The following is a 14256-nucleotide window of genomic DNA, read 5'->3' as shown; positions in this document are numbered from 1 at the left end:
TATGTCTTATCCAACCGACCGATAAGTGTAGACTGATTCCGCAAGTGTAAATGTGTCTCCATCCGCCAATGGATACTCCTTATACGGAGCAAGAATATTGCCCTGAAGAATGGTTCCATTGACGGAACCCAGATCCTTAATCACATAGCCCGATTTGTTCCGGCTCAATTCCACATGAGCACGGGACACCCCGGTCGCTTTGTCCACCCACTGAACCATGTCTGCTGATCTTCCGATGACAAAAGATGCTCCTTGCACATCCATCCGTTCATGTTGGTCACTGCTTCCCGATCTTCGTTCAAGATAATAAAACGCCATCACCGGGCCTACCCCTGTAACATTACTTCCACTCAGATTCTGCAAATTCACGGTTGCCTCTGCAACTGCATCCTGTCGAATTAGCTCTGAAGTTGAAGCTACCGTTTCCACATGGCGTTGAACGAACGGTGGTTCGGAGTGTTCAGATGCCATATGCAAATTTTGAAAACGGGAATGCTCGCTACCACCTTCTGAGGCGGATGCAACCGTTTGGTTTATGCGTTCCACTGGCCTTTCAGCTGCATTCCAGCGCCAACTCTCCTGAAATTGCTCCTCTTCATCATCCGTCTGCTTACCTTTGTTCTTACCTAAATTGAATGAAAAAGACCGCTTATTCTCTGAGGCATTATGAGGGCTTCCCTTACGCTTCCACGTCCATCCTGCTACACCAAGCAAGCCAAGGCTGAGTACCATACACAGGATCATCTGCGTCTGTCCCGGTTGCTCCATGTAAATAAATCTCCATACCAATGCCATGGCAACCATACAGCCCAATATGATATAAGTTACTTTGGAAGATCCAGGCTTTTCCTCCACTTCCATATCAACACGCTCTAGCGAATCATACGAGTTACTTCCTTTCTTATCCATACCGTTTGAACTCTCTAATGGAACTTGCTCAGGTGAGCGCCTGCCTGGAAAGGTTCGAGATCTCACCGGAATGTCTTCAACCTCGAATTCACTTGTTTTCTGCGGCTGACGGAAATTTAGTTGCGGCCCTACACCAACATTTTGAACGGGAGGACCGGGTTGATATGGCCGAGAAGTACCAGTGGCTAGCCTGCTATCTCGCTCAGAAATCGACGAATGAAGATCACCTCTTGGATCATTGGGTGTGTCCAAAGTTCTGGACGAGAGAAATGCTGCGCCTCCTCCATTCTCTTGCTCGTCAGCGTATAACTCCAGCAGAAGCTCGCGCAACTGTCTGATATCCCAGCGTTCGTTGTCACATAACTGCAGAACACGCTGAATACCTTCTCCCTGCAGTTCCTGTACATGTGCCATCAATCTGATCACTAGTTCACGGAATTGCTGAGGTGTTGGATCAACTTCAACTGTATCCATGATTGGCACATATACCATTCCAAGTTCACCCTGTTCGAATGAACCGTTAATGAACAAAGACTCTTCCTGGATCAATAATTTACGAGGCTCCAACATATACTGTCGGCATTCCGTGAAGGCATCGGCTAGTTGGAACAACAAACCATACAGAACACGCAATTTGATTTTGCTTGACTTTAACATCTGAGATAACATCTTGTACCCTGATATGTCGTACTGCAAAGTTACATTTCGATCGACTTCCCGAATATGAACAGGAAGAAGTCGCGGAATCTGATTGGAGGACAACATCCCCATCTGTACACGGCTCAATTCCTCCATTCGTAACCCGTCTGCTTTCTCCAAAACCATGAACGCTCCGCCGTTACGAATAAAATCTCTCGTTAATCCATACATGCCAATCCTCTCTTTCCATTGTTATTCTCAAATTTCTCTACTTCTTCACTTAAGGGAAAAGTCCTGAGACAAGGACCGTGATAAATCCAGGTAACACCGCCAGCATAAACGGAAACTTCAATGTCTTCTCTTTGTTTACCAGCTTGAGCGAACCGAGCATGAAAAAACCTGCAAGACTACCTGCCATGCCTCGAATTCGTTTCGCTGAATCTTTACGGAATAGAAGTATTACTAGACCAATTGCGCCCGCGTACAAAACGGAGTAAATAATGACATGAATGCCAAAAGCAAGTCCCGTCCATGCGCCAATCCCACCAAACAATTTCACATCTCCTGCCCCTACGGCTCCAATCGCATACATCAGAAACAAAATGCCAAAACCTGCTGCAAATCCAGCGGCTGAGAACAAGAAACCATCCCAACCTCCCCATATGATGTGGGCCAATACGCCTGCAACAGTCACGGGTAAAGTCAATCGATTTGGAATTTTCATTGAACGAATATCTGTAATAAAAGCTGCAATGATGTATATGCCACAGGCAATGTAAAACCACTCCACCTCCATCATCTCCTCACTTATTTTCTGGAGGCCACGGTAAACGTAGTCTCCGTCTTGGCACCGTCCCCTGTCTCGACAACAAAACTCCATGTTCCTTCTGTTGTCCGAGTACCAACAAACCAATTCCATTCAATAATTCCATTCTCATCTGCGGTGGCCCAGCCGATGTGCTTCGCAGAACTTTCACCTGACTTGTAAAATATCGTTAAGTTGGCTGTCGCTCCTGGTTCTACCTTCACCTTAATCGTTGCATTGTTGCCTATGTATGCCGGGTCAGGCTTCGACAGTACCGTTGCTGAACCCGCAGTATCCCCGTCTCCTGCGCTGCCATCTGATCCTTCTCCGGTATCTCCAATCCATACCCGTTCTGCCGCAGCAGCCTGAATCCGAAGCCGTTTACTGAGAAAGGGGACTTTTATAGGCAATTCATAACTCAGTTCAAGTCGGAAATATGGATTTGTTTTGTTTTTGAGATCAGGTATCGAAATACCATTCACATGAACACGTTCCATATTAAGCAGCGTTGGCTCGATAAAAGGTCGAAGCAGCGGTTTTACCGTGGGATCAAGTACGGTTTCCAAGACGGATGTTTTGATCTCCTGTAGTGGCTGTTCACCACTGGCCGCCGCTGAACGTACCCAATCACTTAAAGGCTCGGGTAGAGAAGAAGCATAACCTTCTGCCCATTCCGTCAGTGATAACTCTGGTATCTTCCAACCCCCTCCTGAACCTTCTCCGCCAGCAGAATCAGAAGGTGTGAATGCAAGGGAAACGGGATATATTTTCGTTGACAATTGCTTCACCGCTTCACCCGCCGTGCTCTGTAACGCTGTGGAGATTAGAGTCATTTGCACTATGAAGATGAGAAACATGATAAAGAATATAAAGACAGGTAACACCAGTGAAGCTTCCAGAACCATGCTACCCTGTTCCTTTTTTTGAGAACATATCTGCTTTTTGAGAGACTTCAAACGCTGCAATCTGATTATTCGTGTTAAACGAATCTGCTTTTGTGCGCTTTCTTTTTCATAATGTTGCTGCTTATCCATAATCCCTCCACCGAAACGATCCTGATCATTCAATAGGAATAATCCGCCTTCCGCTCAATGAAAAATCGTCCATCTTCAACTTGGTCCGCACTACCCATAACTGCACCGATGCTTCTAACCACCCCTGGTAAAAACCACAGCTTGATGCTACTACGCATGTTACCCGAAGCATACGTCTGTTTCTCATCTGGATTCACACCGGTATTCATTCGAATTAGCGCCAGCATTCTGGACATTTTGCGTTCATTGTTGCTATGCATCAATAGGAACAATCGGAGATGGTCCCTGTACGTCAGTTTGACTTTGATATACTTGGACAATTCCACACTGCCCTCTTTTGCTAGTTTCACCATATCCGCGATGGCGTTTGTAATCCCGTATAAGATTGCCGCCGATAAAACCAGAAGTGGATTCCCAAGCTTGCTGTGCTCAATTAACCCTTCTGCCGTCCGAATAGCCAGCCGCATACCAAATATCTCCGCATATGCCGCAGCGATGTTACCCGAAGGATTATGAAACCCGTAAACGATATACTCCAGTTCCTGATTCTCCAGTTTGAAAACATCACCAGCATCTCCACTACCTTCAGTCCAGGTAAATAACTGACCAAAATCCATGGAGTTGAAATAGGCTAAAGCATATTCATTCTGAAACAATTCGTCGCCAAGACTGTCCAGCAGACCGGACATCCCGCCAAACAAACTGTCCATCCCTTTCATGGCATCGCCACCAGAGTCATAGGGATCTCCAGCAATCTCTGCCTTTTTGGCTTCCTCACGACTAGCCTCGTTAAAAGCAATATTAGCGTTGTAATATTCCTCCAACTGTTTGAAAGCGTCCATGGAACCCGAGCTTCCATTCTGAATCTGCGACAAGATTCGTTTGACTTCCTTCAATTTCCCTTTGGATTCTTTGTCATTTGCTTTGCGCTGGGCATCCGACCCACGACCACTCTCCAGCTGCTGTTTACTCTGTTGGATGAGATTGGAAGGACCGCTACGTACATAGGTGTCAATATATCGTTCCGTAACCTGACTTGCCTGTCTGACCGCCGGTTTAATCGGAACACCGCTCATGGCCGTGACACTGCGAAGCTGTGTATTCAATTCCATGTTGTCTCTTCTGACGTTAGAGAAGTCCGAATTCTGGGAAACAACCCGTGCCTTCAATTGATCAAATAGGCTATCTGCCCTCACAAGCTCCGAAGCAAGAGAACGCGTGCTTTTAGCTTCACTGCCTGATCCAGTAGATGCAGGACTCGTTCCAGGCAAACTCGAGTTGCCCACGTTGTCATAGCTCGCATTCTGCGAACGGTTCTCCCCCTCCGCGATCACACGTTTCATTTCCTCATTAACTTTGCGCGCTTCTTCGATTTTGGACTGTGCTTCCTCCAGCTTTGTTTGATGGGCCTGTAACGCGGGCTGTATGATCATGCTGATGCCTGTCACCACATTACCAACACCAGTCCGATAACGAGCCAGTTCCAATATGTATTGTTGCTCTCTGAATGGCAGTCCCTCATCCGCCTGTTTCTTGTTCAGATAATCTGCATAACGTGCCGCTGCCTCGGCAGCTGTCTCTGGTGTATCTTCCAGCATCTCTTCATAGATGGCCTGTGAAGGCGGGTCCATGATCAACTTTGGAAGATTCTTCAGTTTCTCCGCGGATTCTGTCTGATTGGCAATGGCTTCATCCAGTAATTCTTCACGTTTGTCATATAACTTCTGTAATTTTTTCAGCAAGTCTACCGTGTGCGCGGCTTCCTTCATCTCGTCTGATATCGGTTTGAACCGATTGATCACTTCAAGGGTAAAATCAACCGGAGCCCGATACTTCATATCCTCCTGAATCTGGCGATTAAATATATCGTATCTGCCCAGTTCACGCTCCATGCTCAGCGAAGTTGTATCCCACTGGATATCCAGAATGGGGAATCCATCTTTTACAGCTGAAGGCTTCACGCTATCATTCAACACTTTAGCCATAATTGCATCCCCACTGCTGTCGCCATACCCGAATAGACCATACTCCCGGAGTGATGTGTCATAGGCTGACATGACGGATCTCATCGCAGCATGAGTCATGCGTTCGGTCTGCACCTTGAATGCCGCTATACGAGCGTAATCAATAAATATTGCGACAAACATATAAACTCCGGCCAATATTAATATTAAAAAAAGGGTTACGGCTCCCGACTCACCGTCTTTTTTTCTAAACAGCTCCGCCCTCCTCCTTTTCTCACTTTTTGCTTTTGCCAAAATGCTGCACAACCAGTCCGGCTTCTGCCGCTGTACTGGTCGCCGCACCGCCTTTCCCTTTAAACTTGGCTGCATAATACCGGATTAAATCTACCGTTCGAATGAATTCAACCGGTTCAACAACTGCGGACGATCCTTGAGTGAGGACACGGTTACCTGAATCGAACAAAAAAGAAGGAAGAGGCAAAGAAATTACTTGTTCCAGCTTGGTTGTTACTTTCCGCTGAATCAGAGAATTCTGATACTCAATCGTTCCTTTCATAGCTGAGGGCATATGTTGCACCGCTTGTGCTAATTTCTGTTCCGAGAGATTGCCACCTTCACCACCAGGTATAGAGACGCTAACCTGATTATCCGCTCCCGCCCAGCCAAACAGTGCTCCAAGCATACGATCGTCCGTCAGTCTCCAGTACAGATTGTCATGTTCTCCAACACCATATTCACCCGTCATCGCCTGTTTGTGGCTGTTGTCCCAGCTATAGGCTGCACGTTCCGAAGCTGCATAAGCATGTTGATTCAAGAATGTCTTTTGATACATGTACATGGTGAAAAAAAGCAATAACACAAGAATAAACAGCACAACAGGGAAGATCAGGGAAGCTTCAACGGTGAAGCTCCCTTCTTCCTTTTTGAACTTGTTATTCGAAAAATTCATTACTTTTATTACTCACATTAGTTAACAGTCTCTCTACCAACGTCTTAATTTGGTTTTTAAAAATCAAAGCAATAATGATAATAACCCCGATAATCAGAATCAGTTCCAACGTGCCGAGTCCGTCCTCTTCTTTCCAAAATGCGCTTACCTTGTTTTTTAACACTTCCATCATCCCAATTCCTCCTACATATTCATCATCATAAAAGCAGGTGCCCCGATCATGACCACAATCGTAAAAAAGATCAGTACCATTGGAAACACCAGTTTGGAAGAAGCCTGTTCTCCCTTCGCCCGACTGACAGCCTTGCGTTTCTCCCACAACACATGTGACAGATCCCGCAGCGCCAATACAAAGTCACCTCCCCCACGTCGGAAATTCAGCAGCACTGTTGTCGTAAAAATCGTCACTTCCTGTACGCCGCAGCGACGACTGAACTGTTCAAATGATTGTTGAAAAGAGTAACCATTATTCCAATCCCCCACCGTCTTTCTGAGTTCGTTGTACAACGGATGATTCCGTTCCCCCTGGCTTGTCACACAGTGAACGATGGCACGTTGCACGGTTTCCCCTGCGCCAACCAGCAGTACAATTCGGTTCAGTAGCTCAGGCAGTTCCATAAGAATATCCTGGTCTCTTCGCTGCACCTTTGTATTGAGGTCTTTGTAGAGCGCAAAAGGCAACGCTGCACCGAGCGCGAGCCCACCCACCATACCTCCGATGCCCATATCTCCAACGAGTGATAACAGGCAGCCCACCAGCAGCATGAGCCACGTGTAGGTCAACATCTCGGCGCAATACAGCATCGTTTTCTCTCCACTGTGCTGTATGCCGTACATTTTCTGAATGGCATGTTGCATTCGAAACATGAGCACTGGCAATCTGCGTCCAATCTCGAACTTGTCCAATATAAACAGGAAGGGACCATGCAATTTTTTCAGTCGTAATCCTTCCATATCCAGCTTGCGCAGATGCCGGTAGGTCTGCCCCCGGGTTCGATCCAGCACCAGCCATCCCGCTCCGAGCATCCCTGCGACTATAACGGGAAGCAGCATCGTTTCAGCTCCTTATACTTTGATATCCATAATGCGATTAATCCACATATAACAGCAGGCGAGTACTACCAATGCTCCACTAGAGATGAGGTACCCCATCCCGCTATATAACGGCTCCATAAAGTCCTTGGCGGTCAGATTGAGGAATATCAGAAAAATAAATGGAGCGGCAAACATCACCTTTGATTCGAACTTTTTCTGCGATACCGCGACCATAATATCCTGCTGAATATCCAGCTTCTCACCAATCACCGCAGAGGTACGACGCACAACCTCAACCAGATCCCCGCCAGTTCGTTTGCACGTAATGAACACATCTGCAAAGTTCGTAATATCTTCAATCTGCGCCCGATCCGAAAAATCCTGTAGTGCCTCTTCAATTGGTTGTCCATACTCCATCCGTGTCCGCAATATCGTGAACTCACGAATCAGATCGGTATCCGCTTCCGGGTTCAACATCCGCAGATCCTCCACGGATTCCTTGAATCCATTTTCCACCGATTTTCCTGCGGCCAGTGCCGAAGATAATGCATATAACGCTTGCTTAAAATGTAAACTGAGTGTCATTCTTCTTCGTTCCAACAGCACTTTAGTCCAATGTTTTGGTACCCATATGCAACCCGCAGCCAGGATCGCTCCAGCCAACCAGTGATGGTAGAACAGAATTCCGATGCCAAAAAACAGCAGACCACTAATCAGCATACAGACCATTCGTTGTCTCCGGGAAAGCGTATATACGGTGTAATCCGTCAACATCTGTCTGGCTTCACCCAACAGTAATCACCTTCCAATGGCTTTAATTCATGTTGTTATCTGATGAATCTATTCCAACACTATATTGTTCTATGTATTCATCCAGCCATTCCCCGAGCCCAGCCATCTGAATTTTATCCACCTGATTCAACTTTCCAACCTGCACTAACCCGCCAATAATTTTGCCTTCACGCTCTTCTTGTTCCTGGAAACGAAACAGTGGATTCAGCATAACCTCACCGTCCTGCATGCCAATCACTTCACTAATCTCTGTCACCCGCCGTGAGCGGTCTCGTAGCCGGGACAGATGTACAAAAATATCGATTGCTGAACTAATCTGCTGCCTTACAACCGCAATAGGAAGATCCGCACCGCTAAGCACCATCGTTTCGAGTCTGCTGATCATGTCCGAGATGGTATTGGCGTGCCCAGTTGATAAGCTTCCATCTTAGACAATATGGTAGTCATAACAAAAAAACACCCAACCAATTGGTGGGTGCATTCTGGTTATGCTTCGCGAATATTTGTAATCTTAACTGTTGTCTTCGCAATTTTCTCCGCTTCCTGTTCTAGCAACTTCTCAACCTCTTTATCATCGGTCAATTCGGTCTGAATTCCGATGACCTTCTCAACTTTCATTGGACCATCAAAATATATGTACTGAGCAACAATATTCCTCATATTTTCACCTCCAGGGTTAATTATAAAGCAAAAAGACCCTGCCGTCATAGCAGGGCCTCTCCTCTTAGCTGGCAATCTTTCCACCAGCCTTTTGTGCGTTGTAATCCACTACAGCTTTTTCAATGGCTGCTTCAATCTCATTCTGTGGTACTTTAATCTTCCAACGGGTCAGCTTCTCGCTAGTATATGCATACGCACGATCAAATTTATCTTCCTGATAAGCATCTTTAAATCTTTGTTCAACCAGCGCAAACCCTTCTTCGGCTGCCTTACGGATCATTTCGTTTTTAATCCATGAAAACACTCTGGTTTTAATCATCGCATACAGCACAAGCAGCACACTCACAATCACTGTCACCAGATCCACCGCAATCTTATCAATAAATGCTGTCCAGATGGATTCCCACATACTAAACCGCCTCCTTAGGATAGATATCTACTTTTGTCGGATTCTCTTTGTCCCAGAATGGGCGAGCTCCTACATTCTCAGCAAGCGCACGAGCCGTAACATAACCCGTTCCACCAATGTTCATCGTCTCCACAGCAGTGCCGTTGATGGTCACCTGACCCTTTTTGTATCCGATCTTCCCACCCAGGTACTCTCCAATAGGCCGTGATGGCAACCATGTTGTACCACTTACATTGATTCCTTCAAACTTCTGTGCCGGTTCGGCGTGTACTGTGACTTCCATGATTGGATATGACACGGGTACTGGTTTGCCTGGCGTTGGAGCAGGTTGAACCACGAACTTCACACCCATGTAATCACAGATACTCTTGGCTATTGCTAGCGCTACACGGTCCTGGAATGCAGTATCAAACAGTAGCTTCTCTTCCTCCGGATTAGATATGAAGCCTACCTCCAATAGCACTGATGGCATTGTGGTTTCTCTGATCACAGCAAAGTTTCCGTATTTCACACCACGATCATATAAACCGGATGCACCCACCATTGCTTTGTTGAGCACCTGCGCTGCTGATTTACTGTTGTCCTTCTTATAGAAGGTTTCCGATCCGTGTGACGTGCTCAGGAATGAATTTGCGTGAATGGAGACAAAGAAATCAGCCTTCATACGATTGGCCACTTTTGCCCGATCACTAAGTTCGAGATATACATCCGTTCGTCTTGTGAGTGACACAGTTATATTCGGAACGTTTTTCAGGATGTCCTCAACCTTCAATGCCATCGTCAGTACGAAGTCTTTCTCCCTCTTCTTCGTTGGACCAGAAGCGCCCGGATCTTTACCACCGTGTCCAGGATCAAGAACTACTAGCTTTTCTGCCATCGCGTATCTCCTCCGTCTCGGTAATTTTCTTGCAATGTGGGCATAAGTAATAGTCGCCCAAGATGATGAGTAAATATTGCTTAAGTTCTTTACTGAAGCCTGCGGTTTTTCGTTCAAAGTGATCACACATGGTTCCAACCCCAGTCCCTTCATAATGATTTCTTGGTTACGCATGATGACGATTTGGTTCGCCATGTACGCCTTGATTTCGTTGTCATCCTGGAACATCCAGGGCAGGAATTTCCTTAGCTGAGCCTTCATTTTCCGCTGTTTTAGGATCAAAAAAACGACCGCCCCTAAACTCGATAGGGTGAGGCCGTTCTTGAATAATGTGTGAATCAAATCCACTATGAAGTCGTACATCGTCCACTCTCCGATAGAGCAGTTTATCTCTTACTTCCGGGCCGCAAAATATTGATACGAGGTGCAGGGTGTCGTCAGATACGACGGATTCCTGATACTCATCCTCATCCATTTCTATCATAGGGGTCACCTCAAATAGTAAAAGGACCCGGGATGCCTTCCCAGAGTCCTTTTTAGGGTGTATGCGGTGCTTCCGCAATACTATTATATTTTACCACAAAATCACTTATATGGGACAGTTCCTTTTGCTTGATCAACACCTTGCTGAGCCAGTGTATTAAGCTGTTGTTGCATGGTGCGTAGCTGCTCACGCTTTTGCTTCTTATTCAGTGTTGTGTTGGCTTCTAGTGCCCGCATTTCTTTACGCAAGGCTCCCATGTCTTTATTAATACGGTTGAATTGTTTGCGCAAATCATCATTGTACCAAGCTGGGAAATCCCGATATTCTTTGTCGTAGTTCGCCTGGTCAAGTTGATCCTTATAGTTGTAGAACTCTTTTGAGATGTCGTTGCTATACACCGGATCTGCTGTCATGTTCTGCACAAATGAGTTACCAAGAGACTGTAAAATGTTATCACCTTGGTTGGATGGTGACATTGCAGGCAATCCTACCTGACCAAGAACACCCGTGTACTGCCGCATGATATAATCCAGTTCTTTTGGCGATTGGCCCGTCATCTCACCAATGTTCTTCGCCAAAGAACTTGTACGTGCATCGGATTGCAATTCAGGCGATAGTCTGGACAGATATCCTGGAACAATTGGTGCTCCTGCATAGTTACTATTACCAGCTACCTGTGTCATCGGACCGAAGATTGTATCACCCAAGACTCTGTCTGGGAAACTCGCTCCTTTTTTGGTTAACGACTGAAGGCCCGGTGGCATGAAGTTATTCCGCAAGGTGTCTGCAAAGTCACGGAACGCCGCTGGATCTTCGTCTTGTAGCTTACGCATCAGACGCTCAGGGATATCAGCAAACAGCACACCCAGTTCTTGAGGCTTCGCGATACGGATAAAGGTTCCATCACCCTTAGGGATTAAAATAAATTGGTCCTTGATGCGGTTACTGAGCTTCTGATAATTGGGATCATCATGGTTTACCGCATACGCCACAAGAGACGGTATCGTTATGGCCAGAATAGATTTGATCCCGGCTGCCTTCCAGTTATCTTTATACATCCGGACGAATCGATCCATACCTTGAATGGCTGCATTCATGTATGGGAACACCTTGTCGAGTTCACGGACCACCGAACCTTTTCGCTTGAAATTAGTGGTCAGATCCTGCGCCTCGTAAAGAGCCTTCAAGATATCGTCACGTGATCCGGTTCCGTTATTGGACAACCGTTTGTACTCAGCCAAACGCGGGGCTGTCTCGAGGATGTTCTGAAAGTTTTCTAATGCATCCCACGCTCTTGGAATTGCATTCTTGAGCGGAGCCTGAGGGAGTATTCTCCGTTTGCTCTGAGCCAATAAGTTACGGTTTGCCGCTACTGCTGAAGAGTGACCACCACCCATAGCTGTATACTGACGGTACAATTCCTTGTTTCCGAACACTTCCAAAGAAGCCGTTGCCAGATCCCCAACAAAACGAATAGGGTTATTCGTAGACTTACTGGTCACGTAAGCCTGAGGTATGTCTCTAAACAAGTTCCTTGTGATATTAAAAATTGGATTTGCTCCGGTGGTCAACATTTTCATTTTATTAGTGACCCATCCAATGGCATCAAGCAACAATCCGCCACTATCAGGGCCGAGAGCAGTGACAGCTTGCAATAAACTCTTATCATTGATTTTCACATGAACCGGTTCGCCGTTTACCAGCACCCGAACAATGTTGTCCTTATCCAGCTTGGTGTTCTGAATGGCCTTATTAAAGTCATCGCTGAATCGTGATAATACTTCTTCCATACCTTCGTTATCAAGCAACTGTTTTGTGATGTCATCAATTTTCCCTGGTTGCTCCACGATCTCAGCAAACGGTCGGAAGTCATCCGGTGACTGCCGAATGTTATTCACGAACTGCTGCATAACCTGATTACGCTTAGCAGATTTAACGTAAGAATCTACGTTCTCAATTGTTGCTTCAATCGGACTAATGATTGGTCTCTGGGAACCGCCCTTCTGATATCCCTTAACTGGATTTTTACCGCTGAAGCCCTTGCCCTTGGCTCCGCCGATCTGTTTCCCCGTCTTCTCTAGCTCATTAAAATATCGCTTGTTCGGTACGTAATACGGGTTAACCTCTGACCAGGCTTTAGCTTGATCTGGAGAAATAATCCCTGTATCAACAAGCCATTTCTGCACCATGTTATTGTTGAATTCATACATTTCATCAGCAAGTTGCTTAAACTCAGGGTTCTCGGCATCGTATCTTGAAATCTTCGCTTCTCCCACTTCAGGCGTCCATTTCAGATCATCCCTAAATACTTTCTCGCCCCGACCAAAACGGGTAATGGCGTGCTTATTAATGAGGTAATCCTCAAACTCCAGGAACTTTCCTTTCGGCAGTTTTCCCATGATGTCCTTAAGAGAAGAACCGATCGTATTCCCTGCACTATCCACTAGATTTTCTGTTACAATTTGTCGGGATGTCATATCAGCACCGCGCGACCCTAGGGCCAGTGTATACGGGCTTTCAGATGCCTTGAGGCTACGCCCAAGCACCTTTTCAGTGAGTCGGTCAAACTGTCTCAATGGATTGAGATCATCCACCAAGGCCGTATAAGCACGGTTAGCAAGACCTCCTGGCGAACCAAGTTCAACGCTATTTCTGGAGCGGATCTGACTCTTTGTATCAGTCAGTGCAGCAGCTGCATAAGGATCTCTGTTCCTCCCGAGACCAGATGCACCCATCCCTGGTTGTGCAGCTTCGCCTACTTCTCTGATTGATCCAGTAAGGGACCCTGTTTTATTACGTAATGTTGAGTTTAAACCTTTAAAACCTGCCCCAAGTCCACGTAAGACAAGATCCCCCGCACCACCCAAGCCAGCTCCGAGAGCAGTGTCTGTTAAAACGCCTTTGAAATCCTCGCCCCTTGCAAGTGATCCGGTTCCACCCTGGAAAGCACCAGCTATGGATTCCCTAGCCACTCCCTGCGTCAAACTTCTTGCTTTGTCAGCACTCATAATCTTCCCTGGAGCCTTAGAAATCTTATCAATTGCTTTCATGCCCAGTTGGGTATTCAACAGGCCATCGGATGTTCTATAGGAGCTTGAAAGCATTCCCATGCCCGGTGCACCAATGGTTGATGGATTCGTAAGGGCGCCAAACGCACCGCCAATTAGATCGGCAGTAACATTAGCAGCACGACTCCCGGTGTCACCCGGGGCCATACTTGGTGTACCAGTAGCTACTTGTCCAGCAGCACCACCCAAGCGGGTGATGAAATTACCAACTGGATTATCATAAAATGTTTTGTTCATAAAATTTGCAAATGGAGCCACTGAAGAGGCAAAAGAACTGGTGGCTGCATCTTTGGCAATCTTTTCTTTGTTGATCTCATACTGTGTTGGTTGGTACGGGATAGGATCTACTTTGAGCCCGGATGCACGCTGATATAAATCCACGTCTTGAGGATCGCCTGACAAAGCGCGACCCAATGTGGAATTCATATATCTATCTGGACCCTGCTGTGTAAGGGCTGGTGGTAAAGATGACTTCAGTTTGTTCATGTCTGTCTTATATCCCTTAGCCATCCGATATTGATCGTAGACACTTACCTCTTTGGTGTCAGTGCTCCCTGTACTTGAAGGGAACTTGCTGCTCAGATTTCTTTGCTTCCGATATTCATCATAGAGAGACATTCCCTCACCTCCA

13 protein-coding genes and 1 pseudogene are annotated in these 14256 nt (G+C 46.4%); all 14 read right to left on the bottom strand.

Annotated features, from left to right (window positions below; translation table 11 throughout):
- Positions 1-6: 6 nt before the first annotated feature.
- Positions 7-1779, bottom strand: coding sequence for a DUF6382 domain-containing protein (locus MHI55_RS07955; RefSeq protein ID WP_076251553.1), 1773 nt, complete (start codon positions 1777-1779; stop codon positions 7-9).
- 49 nt (positions 1780-1828) lie between these two features.
- Complete coding sequence (locus tag MHI55_RS07950; protein ID WP_076251552.1) at positions 1829-2344, bottom strand: prepilin peptidase; 516 nt, start codon at positions 2342-2344, stop codon at positions 1829-1831.
- A gap of 11 nt (positions 2345-2355) precedes the next feature.
- Positions 2356-3420, bottom strand: a complete 1065-nt coding sequence (locus tag MHI55_RS07945) for a pilus assembly protein (RefSeq protein WP_306068494.1) — start codon at positions 3418-3420, stop codon at positions 2356-2358.
- On the bottom strand, positions 3417-5534 hold the full coding sequence (locus MHI55_RS07940) for a hypothetical protein (protein WP_340389607.1): 2118 nt from the start codon (positions 5532-5534) through the stop codon (positions 3417-3419). Before MHI55_RS07940 ends, MHI55_RS07945 begins: the two co-directional genes overlap by 4 nt.
- A gap of 91 nt (positions 5535-5625) precedes the next feature.
- Complete coding sequence (locus MHI55_RS07935) at positions 5626-6300, bottom strand: TadE/TadG family type IV pilus assembly protein (protein WP_076251550.1); 675 nt, start codon at positions 6298-6300, stop codon at positions 5626-5628.
- Positions 6284-6472: a Flp1 family type IVb pilin gene (locus MHI55_RS07930; RefSeq protein WP_036669085.1), complete on the bottom strand. Its 189-nt coding sequence runs from the start codon at positions 6470-6472 to the stop codon at positions 6284-6286. Before MHI55_RS07930 ends, MHI55_RS07935 begins: the two co-directional genes overlap by 17 nt.
- Before the next feature lie 11 nt (positions 6473-6483).
- Positions 6484-7353: a type II secretion system F family protein gene (locus MHI55_RS07925; RefSeq protein ID WP_047842033.1), complete on the bottom strand. Its 870-nt coding sequence runs from the start codon at positions 7351-7353 to the stop codon at positions 6484-6486.
- A gap of 12 nt (positions 7354-7365) precedes the next feature.
- Complete coding sequence (locus MHI55_RS07920) at positions 7366-8109, bottom strand: type II secretion system F family protein (protein WP_076251735.1); 744 nt, start codon at positions 8107-8109, stop codon at positions 7366-7368.
- 40 nt (positions 8110-8149) lie between these two features.
- Positions 8150-8554, bottom strand: a pseudogene (locus MHI55_RS07915) (CpaF family protein); the annotation flags it as partial.
- Between the two features lie 59 nt (positions 8555-8613).
- Entirely contained in the window at positions 8614-8787 is a 174-nt protein-coding gene (locus tag MHI55_RS07910) for a hypothetical protein (RefSeq protein ID WP_340389605.1), read from the bottom strand.
- A 64-nt stretch (positions 8788-8851) separates the two neighbouring features.
- Positions 8852-9196: a phage holin, LLH family gene (locus MHI55_RS07905; RefSeq protein WP_340389603.1), complete on the bottom strand. Its 345-nt coding sequence runs from the start codon at positions 9194-9196 to the stop codon at positions 8852-8854.
- 1 nt (position 9197) lies between these two features.
- Positions 9198-10073 (bottom strand): N-acetylmuramoyl-L-alanine amidase, encoded by an 876-nt coding sequence (locus MHI55_RS07900; protein ID WP_340389601.1) that lies wholly within the window; start codon positions 10071-10073, stop codon positions 9198-9200.
- 214 nt (positions 10074-10287) lie between these two features.
- Complete coding sequence (locus tag MHI55_RS07895) at positions 10288-10557, bottom strand: hypothetical protein (RefSeq protein ID WP_340389599.1); 270 nt, start codon at positions 10555-10557, stop codon at positions 10288-10290.
- Positions 10558-10658: 101 nt separating this feature from the next.
- Positions 10659-14243 (bottom strand): LPD38 domain-containing protein, encoded by a 3585-nt coding sequence (locus MHI55_RS07890; RefSeq protein ID WP_340389597.1) that lies wholly within the window; start codon positions 14241-14243, stop codon positions 10659-10661.
- Between the last annotated feature and the right edge of the window lie 13 nt (positions 14244-14256).

The organism is Paenibacillus sp. FSL E2-0151, from assembly GCF_037993015.1.
Lineage (GTDB): Bacteria > Bacillota > Bacilli > Paenibacillales > Paenibacillaceae > Paenibacillus > Paenibacillus amylolyticus.
Note: the sequence above shows the minus strand (reverse complement) of the source record. Positions and strands in the feature narration are given on the sequence as shown.